The organism is Nocardiopsis metallicus (genome assembly GCF_014201115.1).
Taxonomy (GTDB): domain Bacteria; phylum Actinomycetota; class Actinomycetes; order Streptosporangiales; family Streptosporangiaceae; genus Nocardiopsis; species Nocardiopsis metallicus.
The window spans coordinates 5,819,811-5,832,486 of the sequence record NZ_JACHDO010000001.1 but is presented as its reverse complement, the minus strand read 5'-3'; the positions used below and the strand labels follow the sequence as shown (position 1 = coordinate 5,832,486).

Genomic DNA, 12,676 nt, shown 5'->3' with positions numbered 1-12,676 from the left:
AGCTGTTTTACCAGTTCGGGCGGCCTCTCCACTGTCTCAAGGTGGCGCACTCGGGAGGACTCGAACCCCCAACCTTCTGATCCGTAGTCAGATGCTCTATCCATTGAGCTACGAGTGCAGGTCTTCAGTTGTGTGTCGCCCGGGTGAGTCCTGCTCTCCCTTGCGACGTCTCCGACTCTATCACGGTGCCGGAGTGCCTTCGCGCCATTGTGGGGTGTGACGCCGACCATGCGGACGCCGCCGGGGTCCCGGCGGCGTCCGGGCTCCTCAGATGGCTTCCTCCACGGAGGCAGCCCACAGCTCCAGGGCGGTGTCGACCTGGTCGGCGTTGACCACCAGGGCCGGGATGAAGCGGACGACGTTGCCCGCCGGGCCGCAGGTCAGCAGGAGCAGACCGTTCTGGGCGGCGGCCTGCTGGACGCGCAGGGCGGCGGCGCCGTCGGGGCTGCCGTCCGGGGTGACGAACTCGTTGGCCCGCATCAGGCCGCGGCCGCGGACGTCGCCGATGGCCGGGTGGGCCTCGGCGATCTTGGCCAGCCCCTGCTGGAGGCGCTCGCCCTGGCGGGCCGCGTTCTCCACGAGGCCTTCCTCCTGGATGACGTCCAGGGTGGCCAGCGCGGCGGCGCAGGACACGGCGTTGCCGCCGTAGGTGCCGCCCTGGGAGCCCGGCCAGGCCTTCTCCATGATGGCGTTCGGCGCGGCGATGGCCGAGAGCGGGAAGCCGCTGGCCAGGCCCTTGGCGGTGATGACGATGTCCGGGCGGATCCCCGAGGGCTCGTGGCCCCAGAAGGTACCGGTGCGGCCGAATCCGGTCTGGACCTCGTCGGCGATCAGCAGGAACCCGTGCTGGTCGGCGCGCTCGCGCAGCCCCTGGAGGAAGGCGTCCGGGACGGGGACGTAACCGCCCTCGCCGAGGACCGGCTCGATGAACACCGCGGCGGTGTCCTTCGGGGAGGTCACCGTGGCGAACTGGTAGTCCAGCTCGCGCAGTGCGTAGGCCACGGCTTCTTCCTCGGAGAGGCCGAGCCGGTAGGCGTACGGGAAGGGCGAGACCACCACGCCGGGGACCAGGGGGCCGATGCCGGCGCGGATCTTCACCCCGGAGGTGGTCAGGGAGGCGGCGCCCATGGTGCGGCCGTGGAAGGAACCCTGGAAGACCACGGCGTTCTGTCGGCCGGTGGCCTGGCGGGCCAGGCGCAGCGCGGCCTCCACCGCCTCGCTGCCGGAGTTCACGTAGAACAGCCGGTCGATGCCTTCGGGCAGGACCTCGCCGAGGCGCTCGGTGAGTCGCAGCAGGGGCTTGTGCATCACGGTGGTGTACTGGCCGTGGATCAGCGTCGCGACCTGCTCCTGGGCGGCGGCGACCACCTTCGGGTGGCAGTGCCCGGTGCTGGTGACTCCGATCCCGGCGGTGAAGTCCAGGAAGCGGCGGTCGTCATCGTCGTAGATGTAGACACCCTCGCCTCGTGCGGCGACGACGGGGGTCGCCTGCTTGAGGGCCGGGGAGAGCTCCGCCATGCGATGGCCTCAATTCCTTGTATCGGGTTCCGTAGGATTGTTGACAATCGACGCTGCTATGGAAACATCCGGGACGCGGCGGTGTCCAGCGGACGCACGTCGGGCAGTTCTGACCACAGGCCCCCTCTACCGGGGAGGCCCGTCGACGGAGGAGAGAACATGTCGGATCGCGAAGCACAGGTCGTCGCACAGGTGGACAAGAGGCTCTTCCTGGGCGGAAAGTGGCGGGACGCCTCCTCCGGAGCCGCCTTCGAGGTCGAGGACCCCTCCACCCGCAGGGTGCTGTGCGAGGTCGCGGACGCGGGCAAGCAGGACGCCCTGGAGGCCCTGGACGCGGCCGAGCGGGCGCAGCCGGGGTGGGCGAAGGTCGCGCCCCGCGAGCGCAGCCAGATCCTGTACCGGAGCTTCCAGCTGCTCATGGAGCGCCAGGAGGAGCTGGCGGTCCTGATGACCCTGGAGATGGGCAAGCCTCTCGCCGAGGCCAAGGGGGAGATCGCCTACGCCGCCGAGTTCTTCCGCTGGTTCGCCGAGGAGGCCGTGCGGATCGACGGCGGTTTCGCCACCTCCCCGGACGGCAAGTCGCGCTTCCTCGTCATGCGCCAGCCGGTCGGCCCCTGCATGCTCATCACCCCCTGGAACTTCCCCATGGCGATGGGCACCCGCAAGATCGGCCCGGCCATCGCCTCCGGGTGCACGATGATCCTCAAGCCCGCCCACCAGACCCCCCTGTCCGCGCTGGCCCTGGCCGGGATCCTCGACGAGGCGGGCCTGCCCGAGGGCGTCCTGAGCGTCCTGCCCACGACCGACCCCGGCGGGGTCACCGAGCCCCTCCTCACGGACGGCCGCATCCGCAAGCTCTCCTTCACCGGCTCCACTGCCGTGGGCAGGAAGCTGCTGGAGCAGAGCGCGCCCCAGGTCCTGCGCACCTCCATGGAGCTGGGCGGCAACGCCCCGTTCCTGGTCTTCGACGACGCCGACCTGGGCGCCGCGGTGGACGGGGCGATGCTCGCCAAGATGCGCAACATCGGTGAGGCCTGCACGGCGGCAAACCGGATCTACGCGCAGTCCGGGATCGCGGAGGAGTTCTCCCGGCGGCTCAGCGAGCGCATGGGCGCGCTGCGGCTGGGCCGGGGGCTGGACGAGAACGCCGACGTGGGACCGCTGATCGACGACAAGGCCCGGCAGAAGGTGCAGAGCCTGGTGGACGACGCCGTGGAGCGGGGCGCGCGCGTGCTCGTCGGCGGCGGCGCGGGCGAGGGCCCCGGGCACTTCTACCAGCCGACGGTGCTCGCCGACGTGCCCTTCGCCGCGGAGCTGTCCAACACCGAGATCTTCGGACCGGTGGCCCCGGTACTGACCTTCGAGACCGAGGAGGAAGCGGTCCGGGCCGCCAACGACACCGAGTTCGGCCTGGTCAGCTACCTGTACACCCGGGACCTCAACCGGGCGATGCGGGTCAGCGAGGCCCTGGAGACCGGCATGGTCGGCCTCAACCAGGGCGTGGTGTCCAACCCGGCGGCGCCGTTCGGCGGGGTCAAGCACTCGGGTCTGGGCCGTGAGGGCGGCCGGGTCGGCATCGACGAGTTCCTGGACACCAAGTACGTGGGCATCGGCGGACTCAGCTGATCCGGATTCCCGCCTGTCCCCCTTTGTTTCCGAAAGCATGAAACGGCGCCCGGGAAAAGGGGCGCCAAAACTGCGAGGAGCGATAAGGGGAAAGGCGGGTTTCGGACATGGAAAGGACGCCCCGGGGCCCGCGGCCCGGGTAACGAGGAGAGGGCGCGGCTCCGGGGAAGGGGTCCGCGACAGCCCGCCCGGCCGCGAACCCGCCTTCCTTCTTCCCCGGAGCCGCTGGAGGTGCCTCGGGCGGCTGGGGGCTCCTCCCGTGCCCCCTGCGCCCCGCCGGAAGCGCGCCGCGAACCCCCACGGTTCCACGGACGCCTCCGTCTGGGCGGAGCGGCTCACACGCCGCCCGAGGCCGCGTGCGCCCGCTCAGCGAACGGGGCACGCGGTCCTTGGGCTCTTTAGAGCAGACCGCCGGGCAGGTCGGTGTCCGGGGCCTCGGCGCCGACGAGGCCGGTGTCCACGGCGTCGGGGTCGGCCAGGTCGGACGGGGCGCCGCCGACGGCGTCCTCGACCTCCTCGACGCCGGGGGCCTCGGACAGTGCCCCGGCGTCGACGTCGGCCGCGTCGGGCAGCTCGACTGCTTCGGTCGCACCCTCGACGTCAGCCGCCTCGGGGAGCTCGGCGAGGCCGTCGGTCCCAGGCAGGGCGTCGACGACCTCCAGGTCGATGTCGGTGTCGGTGTCGACGCCGTCCAGGACCTGGCCCGTCACGGAAGCTGCCTCGAAGGCGACGGCCTCGGCGTCTCCACGGGCCACGGTGACGGCGTAGAGCACGGAGTAGGTGACGCCGCGGGCAGCGGCGGTGTACTCGTCGGTGCTCGGCTCCGGGGCGTTCACCTGCGGGACGGTCGCGTCGGCACTGTCGGCCAGCTCCTGCGCGGAGTCCGCGACACCGTTGGTGTCGGGTGCGGTGACCTCGGGGGCCTCGGGGGCCTCGGGGAGCTCGACCTGCGGAACACTGACGTCCGGGTCGGCGACGCCCGGAGCGGTGATCTTGTTGACCGTGCCCGGGTTGGCGACCTTGTTGACCGTGCCCGGGTTGGCGACCTTGTTGACCGTGCCCGGGTTGGCGACGCGGTCGAGGGTGTCCGCGGAGGCCAGACCGCCGCCGAGGGCGACGAAGCCGGCGGTGGTGGCGGCGATCAGCAGGGTCCGGGCCGAGGTACGGGTGTTGTCGAACATGGGAGTCCTCAAAGTCGGTGTTCGGTCGTTCGCGTGTGCGGCCCGGCCGGGAGTCCTCGCTGGGGACGGACGGTGCCAGGGGTCTCCCGGCCGGGGTTCTCAGTCAGTGGTCCGAGGGGCCGCCGACTGACGTGAACTCCGCTTCTGCCACCGGTTACGCCTGTGGGGCGGGCCTCGGGAGAGCGGGGCTCACGACAGTCCCCAGAGCGTCCGGGCGGTCACTCGCGAAGAGGCGAGGAGCCGGGGCTGGGCGGGGCCGTGCGTGGGCCGGACGTCGCGCTGCGGCGACGGGGAGAGGACCCGCTAGTCGGGTGCGAAGGTCGGCTCGTCCGCGGCGGCGCTGGGGACCGCGCGCAGGAAGTGCCGGGCGGCCTGGTCGAGGCCGGGCGCCGGCGCGGGAAGGCCGGCGCGGGACGGGAAGTCCGCGCAGTTGGGGCCGGTGACCGTACCGGTGTGCGCGGAGGCGTTGGAGGACGCCGTGCGCTCGGCCGGGTCGGCGTCCGATGTGGTCGCGCCGACGGTCGCGGACGCGGCGGGCTCGGCCGGGCCACCGGTTTCGGGGAGGCCGTCCAACACGTGGGGGCCCTCGTGGACCTGCACGGCGGTCTCGGGCTCCGGCTCGGCTTCCTCAGCCGGAGCAGCGGTCCGCTGGGGGACGCTCTCCTGGTCAGGCGCGGTCACCGGAGTCTTGTCGGTGCCGACCGGACCGCTGGGGGCGACGGTCTCGTCGATGTGCCCGCCGACCTCGGTGGTGACCTGGTCGAGAGTGGTGCCCAGGGTCTCGTGCACCGGTTCCACGGCCTCGGCGGCCGGTTCCGGTACGACCGGCTCCAGCGTCGGCTCTGGCGCCAGCTCTGGCGGAGCGAGTGTCCCCCCGCCCTGTGCGGTGGTCTCCGCGAGACCGGTGCCACCGGCCAGGGGAAGGTCCTCGGCCTCCGCGGCCTGCGCGGAGGCGGATCCGAGGAGCCAGAGCGCCGCCAGGGCCCCGCACAGCAGACCGAGCAGCAACAGGGTGCGCCGGACCGGGACGGACAGCACGGCGGTGCGCGCGCCGGAGGCGTTCGCGAAGCCGTGGAGTGCGGTCACCGTGGGTCCTTAGCGGAGGTCCGTCAGAGGTTCGTGCGACTGGGGTCCGAAATGGCCTTTCCCTGCCGCCCGAAAAGGACGCTAGCACGAAATACCCACCGGCACGCAACCCGCGAGGCACAATTCCTCGAACCGATTTATCGACCCCGGTACGGGGTTCCGTCAATTGCGGCCAACCGCGATGAGCGGTGACCGGTCTCAGAGCTGGGACCCGAGCTACGGGGTCGGGGACTCGGCGTTGATCCGGGCGACGGTGTCGACCATGTGCGACTCGATCAGCTCCAGCAGACGCTCCTCGGCGCCCTCCACGATCGCGTCCAGGATGCGCCGGTGCTCGTCCAGGAGCTCCTGGGGCTCGGGGTAGACGTCCTGCATCACGGTCAGGCACATCCGGGTCTCCACCAGGAGGGTCTGGGCCATGCGCTCCAGGCGTGAGTTGCCCGCGCAGCTGACCAGGGTCTGGTGGAACTCCTGGTCGGCGTCGCTCATCGCGGTCCGGTCGCCGCTGGCGGCGGCCTCGGCCAGCCGGTCCACCGCGGGGGTGAGGCGGGCCAGGGCCTCACCGCGGTTGCCGCGCATGATCAGCTCGCAGGCGGCGCGTTCCACCGCGAGGCGGGCCACGTAGACGTCCCGGACGTCGTCGGGGGTCAGCTCGCACACGAACAGGCCCCTGTGCCGTTCGCTGCGGAGCAGGCCCTCCTGGACCAGGCGCTGCATGGCCTCGCGGAGCGGACCCCGGCTGACCCCCAGCTGCCCCGCCAGTTCGGCCTCGCCGAGCTGGTCCCCGGGGGCGAGGGAGCCGTACATGATCGCGGACCGCAGCTGGTCGGCGATCAGCTCGGCGGTGGACCGCCGGGGGACGGGTCTGAGCTGACCAGGGGCTGACATGGAGGTTCCCTTTCTTCGGAGCTGCGGGGTCGTCTTCGGAGGCAACGGTGCCGCGGCACGACTGTGACGAACCGGGCGCGGGCTGGCCCTGAGGTTAACCGGCGGCGAAGGCGCTCCGGACCGCGGAGGCCCCGGAACGGAAGAGCGTGCCCGGGCCCGGCCTGGCCTGGCACCGACCGGCGAGCCGGAGCCCCTCCCAGACGCTCACCTGGTTGGCGGTGAGCACGGTCTTGCCCAGCAGGGCCTCCATCGGTTCGATGAGGTCCGCGCTGTGCAGGGCGGTGTCCGGGACCAGGACCGCCTCGGCCCTGGGGTGGTCGTTGGAGATGACGAAGTCGAGCGCCTCGTCCGGGTCGAGGCCGCCCACCTCGGCGGCGGTGGCGATCCCGCGGCTGGCCAGGGACAGCACGGTGACGCCCGCCGCGGTGAGGAACTCCACGAAGCGCTGGGCCACGTCGTCCGGGTAGGTGGCGGCGATCGCGACCCGGGAGAGGCCCAGCTGGGCCAGGGCGTGCACGAAGGCGAAGGAGGTGCTGGAGCTCGGCGCCCCGGTCACGCTCCGCACGCCCTGGACCTGGCGCCGGGCACCCTCCCAGCCGAACACGAAGCTTCCGCTCGTGCAGGCCCATACCGCGGAGTCGACCTCCATGGCGGCGAGCTCCCGCGCCCCCTCGGCGAGCACGCCCTCGCTGCCGACGTCCAGCAGGGCGTCCACCCGGTGGGCGTCCTCGCGCATGAGCGTGTGCACCACGGGGAGTTCGGTCTCCCCGCCGAGCAGTTCGGCGAAGGTCTTGTAGTCGTCCTCGGCGCTGTAACCGGGGTACAGGATTCCGACACGGGTCATGGTTCTCCTCGTTGCGGTTCGAGGCGCTGACGCCCTCCGGGCGGCGGTCACGCGGCGCTGGGCGCCGCGACGTCGATCAGGCTCTGTCCGTGGGCCACGGCCCGTCGTCCGGCGGCCCGCAGCAGGCCCCACATGGTGACCTGGTTGGCCGCTATCACCGGTTTGCCCAGTTCCCGTTCCAGCGGCGCGATGATGTCGTAGGTGAGGACGTTGGTGCAGCTGATGTACACGGCCTGCGCATCCGGGTGATCGGCTTCGTGCACCGCGCGGGCGACCTCGGCGTAGGTGACCTTCCAGATGTGGCTGAGCAGGCCGAGGCCGACGCTGGAGGTGACCGCCACGTCGTGTTCGGCGAGGTAGGCGAGCAGGCGGTCGGTGACGCTGTCCACGTACGGGGTGACCACCGCGATCCGGTCCGTCCCCAGGGTCTCCAGAGCGCGGATCAGCGCTCCGGAGGTGGTGACGGCGGCCGGTGCGCCCGCGGCCAGCATGGTCCGGTGGAGTTCGCGTTCGCCCGCCGCGCCGTGGACGAAGCTGCCCGAGGCGCAGGCGTAGCCGACCGCGAGGGGCTCGGGGGCCAGGAGCGCGCGGACCGCCCTGGTCACGCTCTTGCCCTTGCTGAGGGCGGCGGCCTGGTCGACCGTCACCGGGACGTGCACGTACGGCAGGCGGGTGACGTGCAACGAGACGTCGTCGGGCGCCCAGCGCCACAGTTCGCGGTCGAGCGCGAAGTCGTAGGGCGCGATCACGCCGATCCCCGCCTGCCACGGGGTCCGGGTGGCCGCCGACAGTTCGACGACCCCGTGTACGGCGGCCTGTTCGGGTACGGGCGCACCCGCCGCGTGGAGCGCGGCTTCCAGGCCGTGCTCGTGGGCCGGCCGTTCTCCCTGGTTCCGCATCGGTCACTCACCTCCCAGTGCTGTTCACAGTGCTGTGCTTTCGGACTTTCGGACTTCGGGGCTTTCGGACTTCGGGGCTTTCGGGCTCGGGGCGGGCGCGCCCGGTCAGCGCTCGAGCCGCTCGTACAGGAGGCGCTCACCGACACTGCCGGAGCGCCATACGTCGTTGCAGGCCTCGGCCATGGCGGGAAGGTTCTCGATGACCGTGGCGAACACGTTTCCGGGCACCCAGCCCACGTCGCCGTTGAGCAGGAGGTTGTTGCGCCCGTAGAAGAGGGCGAGGTCGATGACGCCGGGCAGGTGGTCGATGCCCTTGTCCTCCTTGAAGGAGCGGTCGAGCATGCCCCCGTCGAAGGAGAAGTAGACGATGTCGCCGGGGATCGGGGTGACGGTGGGGTTCTCCTGGCCGGGTTCGGGGTCGGCGAACCTCGGGACCATCGTGTAGACCTCGTTGCGCGCGTACTTGGCGTGCTGGGCGGCGTCACCTTGCGGGAGGGCTTTCCACACCGCCTCGCAGGTACGGGGCGCGTCCTTGTCGAGCAGCTCCGCCACGCAGGAGACCCCGCGTTTGGCGAGTGTGACGGTCATGTAGCGGGGCAAGTGCCCTCCCTGCGAGTACTGGTCCTTCGATGGGGTTTGTACGGGTTCCGCTGGGGCTCCCGGGTTCCCGTGGACTCCTGGGCCACGGGACTGTTGATTGTCGACAATCTTACGATTAACCCTCCGGAGGCGGCAATAGACCCCGGGGCGTGCGGGTATCCCGCCAGTGTCGGGGCAGCCCCACATGCACCTTTAGCCGGAAACAGTCGTTTTGTGGATTGTTGACAATCCTATGTCGGCTCCCTAGCGTTTCCCGTGCGGGGCGGAACCACCCCTCGACGGCAGGATGAAGAACAAGGCCAGAGCGCCGAGATCAGAGCACCGCCGCAACCGGAAAGCGCGCCCGTGAACAGTTCCACCGCCACCCCGTCCGCGCCCGACCGTCCCCGTCTCCTCGTCCTCCGAGGGGACGACCTCCCGCCGGGGCACGAACGCGTCGACGACCACCCCGGACTCGGAGAGGTCGTCTACGCCACCGCCGACGAACTCCCCGCCAAGCTTCCTGGCACGGACGCCCTGCTGGTGTGGGACCTGTTCACCGAGGCCCTCTCCGACTCCTGGACCAAGGCCGACTCCCTGCGCTGGGTACACGCCGCCACCACGGGCGTGGACAACCTGATGTTCCCCGGGCTGGTGGACAGCGACGTGGTGGTCACCAACTCGCGCGGCGTCTTCGACGAGCACATCGCCGAGTACGTCCTGGGGCTGGTGATCTCCTTCGCCAAGGACTTCCACCGCACCTGGGAGTACCAGCAGGACCGGTTGTGGAGGCACCGCGAGACCGAACGGGTGACGGGCAAGCGCGCCCTGGTCGTCGGTACCGGCCCCATCGGCCGCGCGATCGCCCACAAGCTCCAGGCCGTCGGCGTGGAGGTGCACGGCTCGGGCAGCCGCGCCCGCGACGGCGACCCCGACTTCGGCTCCGTCGCCGAGTCCACCCTGGCCGAGCGGGCCCGGGGCGGCGGGAACACCCTGTACACCGAGGTCCCCGAGGCCGACTACGTGGTCATCGCGGCCCCGCTCACCGAGGCCACCCACGGCCTGGTCGACCGGCACTTCCTCGACCTCATGAAACCGACCGCGCGGCTGATCAACATCGCCCGCGGCCCCATCGTCGTCCAGTCCGACCTGGTCGCCGCCCTGGACCGGGGCTCGATCGCCGGTGCGGCACTGGACGTCTTCGAAAGGGAACCGCTCAAGGCCGTCAACCCCCTGTGGGGCCTGCCGGGGTCCGTCGTCTCTCCGCACATGTCCGGTGACGTGGTCGGTTGGCGGGAGGACCTGGTGGAGCTGTTCCTGGAAAACCTCGCCCGCTACCTGGACGGGCGTGAACTGCGCAATGTCGTGGACAAGAGCCGGGGCTACGTACCCGGCTGACCCCTCGCGTGACTTGGGAGGCTGAAGTGACGATCCGTCCCGACCGGGCCGAGACCGACAACGCTGGTGCGGCCGTCGGTACGGCCGAAGGCTCCACCGGAGCCGACGGGGGCGCCGCGCGCGGCGCCCCGTCGGCGCACGCGGGAGACCCCGTGACCCCGGCCGACCTGTCCGCCGAAGAACTCCTGCACGCCTACTCCGCCGGGGAGCTCTCCCCGGTGGAGGCGGTGGAGGCGGTGCTCGACCGCATCGAGCAGGACAACCCCGCGTTGAACGCCTTCTGCCTGGTGCGCCCCGAGGAGGCGCGTGAGGCGGCCCGGGCCTCCGCCGAACGGTGGCGGCGCGGCGAACCGGTCGGAAGGCTGGACGGGGTGCCCGCCTCGGTCAAGGACATCCACCTGACGAAGGGGTGGCCCACCCTCAAGGGGTCGGTGGCCGCCTCTCAGGAGGGCCCGTGGGACGAGGACTCCCCGGTGGTGGCCCGGATGCGGGAGCACGGTGCGGTGTTCGTCGGCAAGACCACCACCCCCGAGCTGGCTTGGAAGGGTGTCACCGACAACCCGCTCACCGGGATCACGCGCAACCCGTGGGACCTGTCCACCACTCCCGGCGGCTCCAGCGGGGGTTCGGCGGCGGCGGTGGCGGCCGGAATGGGCCCGCTGTCCACCGGCACCGACGGGGGCGGGTCCATCCGCATCCCGGCGAGTTTCACCGGAATCTGCGGGATCAAGCCCACCTGGGGTCTGGTCCCGCACTACCCCGCGAGCCCGTTCGGGTCGCTGGCGCACACGGGGCCGATGGCCCGGACCGTGGGCGACATGGCGCTGATGCTGGACGTGATCAGCGGCTTCGACGCCCGGGACTGGATGGCGCTGCCCACCCCGGGCCCCGGCCTGGCCGAGGCGGGCCGCGGTACCGACCCCGCGGAGCTGGTCCGCGGGCTGCGGATCGCCTACAGCCCGACGCTGGGCGGTCAGCGCGTGGACCCGGAGGTGGCCCGCGCGGTCGCCGAGGCGGTGCGCGTGTTCGAGTCGCTGGGAGCCAAGGTGGAGGAGGCCGATCCGGGGCTGCCGGAGTCCGTGGACGAGTTCCACGTGCTCTGGTACTCGGGTGCGGCCAAGGCCACCGAGAAGCTCACCGCGCGGGACCGGGACCTGCAGGACCCGGGGCTGCGGTCGATCATCGAGGAGGGGCTGACCTACTCGGCGCAGGACTACCTGACCGCGATGGCGCTGCGGATGGCGATGGGCGCCCAGATGGGCCGCTTCCACGAGACCTACGACCTGCTGCTCACCCCGACCATGCCGATGGTGGCCTTCGAGGCCGGACTGGAGTCGCCGCCGGAGCTGGCCGGGCGGCGGTGGACGTCCTGGGCCGGGTTCAGCTACCCGTTCAACATGACCCAGCAGCCCGCGGCGAGCGTTCCGTGCGGGTTCAGCGGCTCGGGGCTGCCGATCGGCCTTCAGGTGGTGGGCCCCCGCCACTCCGACGAGCGCGTGCTGCGGGCCTGCCGGGCCTTCGAACTCGCCCGGCCCTGGGTGTCCCGGCGGCCCTGAGGGCTTCACACAACGCGATTTCTCGGTGACGGGATGGTGACGATGCGGCGACGGTAGTCACATCCCCACCAGCCGTGAACAGGCACTTTGCTCCCCGGGCAGGAATTTTGTCCGTTTCCAGGACTTTTGCCCGGGGAGTTCGGTGCCTTAAGACCCCCGCGGGGCCCCGCACAGGCGTTAACGTCTTCATCGGAGTGGTGTCACGCGCGCACGATGCGGGATGAGGGAGGACCGATGACCGGTGGTGGGGCCGAGGGTGCTCGGAAACAGATCAGGGTCTTCCTCGTCGACGACCACGAGGTCGTCCGGCGCGGCGTGGCCGCGCTGCTGGAGACCGAGGACGACATGACCGTCGTCGGCGAGGCCGGGACCGCCGAACAGGCGCTGTCGCGGATCCCCGTCGTCCTGCCCGATGTCGCCGTACTGGACGTGCGGCTACCGGGCGGTTCGGGCGTGCAGGTGTGCCGGGAGATCCGGTCCGACCACCCCGAGATCGCCTGCCTGATGCTCACGTCCTTCGCCGACGAGGACGCCCTCTACGACGCCGTCATGGCCGGGGCCGCCGGGTACGTGCTCAAGCAGATCCACGGCGCCGACCTGGTCGGCGCGGTCCGCACGGTCGCCGCGGGCGGTTCCCTGCTGGACTCGGGCAGCACCGGGGCGATGCTGGAGCGGCTGCGCGGCGCCCAGGCCGAGCCGGACCCGCTGGCCGAGCTGACCCCGCAGGAACGGCAGATCCTCGACCTCATCGGCGAGGGCATGACCAACCGGCAGATCGGCGAGCGACTGTACCTGGCCGAGAAGACCGTGAAGAACTACGTGTCGGCGCTGCTGGCCAAGCTGGACCTCAAGCGCCGCACCCAGGCCGCGGTCCTGGTCGCCGAACTCCGCGGCCGCCGCTACTGAGACCCGTTCTGGTTCACCCCCGATGATCCTGCTACCAGGAGCAAGTTCGACGCCGATTTCGCTCCTGGTAGCAAGACCGCCTTCAGGAGGGGGTGGCTGACCAGCGCGTCCATCGAGATCGTCCAGTAGCGCGGGCGCCGCGGGGTTCCGTCGGGCCGCTCCCCTCGATGACGGGGTCCACCTGCGAGAATGAAG

At 71.3% G+C, this 12,676-nt stretch carries 11 protein-coding genes and 1 tRNA gene; 4 read left to right on the top strand and 8 right to left on the bottom strand.

From position 1 onward, the window contains the following. Window positions 1-42 precede the first annotated feature (42 nt). Window positions 43-118: transfer RNA gene (locus HNR07_RS25575), tRNA-Arg, on the bottom strand. A gap of 149 nt (window positions 119-267) precedes the next feature. Beyond that, a complete protein-coding gene (locus tag HNR07_RS25570) occupies window positions 268-1,518 on the bottom strand; it encodes an aspartate aminotransferase family protein (protein WP_184367130.1) in 1,251 nt (416 codons plus the stop codon). A gap of 159 nt (window positions 1,519-1,677) precedes the next feature. Here HNR07_RS25570 and HNR07_RS25565 point away from each other — a divergent pair, with 159 nt between their 5' ends. Beyond that, on the top strand, window positions 1,678-3,144 hold the full coding sequence (locus HNR07_RS25565) for an NAD-dependent succinate-semialdehyde dehydrogenase (RefSeq protein ID WP_184367128.1): 1,467 nt from the start codon (window positions 1,678-1,680) through the stop codon (window positions 3,142-3,144). Between the two features lie 398 nt (window positions 3,145-3,542). Here the strand turns inward: HNR07_RS25565 and HNR07_RS25560 are convergent, their stop codons facing one another. From HNR07_RS25560 to HNR07_RS25535, 6 genes are all read right to left on the bottom strand, one after another. After that, window positions 3,543-4,325 (bottom strand): hypothetical protein, encoded by a 783-nt coding sequence (locus tag HNR07_RS25560; protein WP_184367126.1) that lies wholly within the window; start codon window positions 4,323-4,325, stop codon window positions 3,543-3,545. A 303-nt stretch (window positions 4,326-4,628) separates the two neighbouring features. Further along, entirely contained in the window at window positions 4,629-5,411 is a 783-nt protein-coding gene (locus HNR07_RS25555; RefSeq protein ID WP_184367125.1) for a hypothetical protein, read from the bottom strand. 216 nt (window positions 5,412-5,627) lie between these two features. Further along, window positions 5,628-6,299 carry a GntR family transcriptional regulator gene (locus HNR07_RS25550; RefSeq protein ID WP_184367124.1) on the bottom strand — a complete coding sequence of 224 codons (672 nt, stop codon included), beginning with the start codon at window positions 6,297-6,299 and terminating at the stop codon, window positions 5,628-5,630. Window positions 6,300-6,393: 94 nt separating this feature from the next. Then, a complete protein-coding gene (locus HNR07_RS25545; RefSeq protein ID WP_184367123.1) occupies window positions 6,394-7,143 on the bottom strand; it encodes a maleate cis-trans isomerase family protein in 750 nt (249 codons plus the stop codon). A gap of 47 nt (window positions 7,144-7,190) precedes the next feature. Then, a complete protein-coding gene (locus HNR07_RS25540) occupies window positions 7,191-8,042 on the bottom strand; it encodes a maleate cis-trans isomerase family protein (protein ID WP_184367122.1) in 852 nt (283 codons plus the stop codon). A gap of 105 nt (window positions 8,043-8,147) precedes the next feature. Continuing rightward, on the bottom strand, window positions 8,148-8,630 hold the full coding sequence (locus HNR07_RS25535; RefSeq protein WP_184372666.1) for a DUF3830 family protein: 483 nt from the start codon (window positions 8,628-8,630) through the stop codon (window positions 8,148-8,150). Between the two features lie 357 nt (window positions 8,631-8,987). Here HNR07_RS25535 and HNR07_RS25530 point away from each other — a divergent pair, with 357 nt between their 5' ends. From HNR07_RS25530 to HNR07_RS25520, 3 genes are all read left to right on the top strand, one after another. Beyond that, on the top strand, window positions 8,988-10,019 hold the full coding sequence (locus tag HNR07_RS25530; RefSeq protein ID WP_184367121.1) for a D-2-hydroxyacid dehydrogenase: 1,032 nt from the start codon (window positions 8,988-8,990) through the stop codon (window positions 10,017-10,019). Window positions 10,020-10,045: 26 nt separating this feature from the next. After that, on the top strand, window positions 10,046-11,575 hold the full coding sequence (locus HNR07_RS25525; RefSeq protein WP_184367120.1) for an amidase: 1,530 nt from the start codon (window positions 10,046-10,048) through the stop codon (window positions 11,573-11,575). 234 nt (window positions 11,576-11,809) lie between these two features. Continuing rightward, window positions 11,810-12,481, top strand: a complete 672-nt coding sequence (locus HNR07_RS25520) for a response regulator (protein WP_184367119.1) — start codon at window positions 11,810-11,812, stop codon at window positions 12,479-12,481. Window positions 12,482-12,676 lie beyond the last annotated feature (195 nt).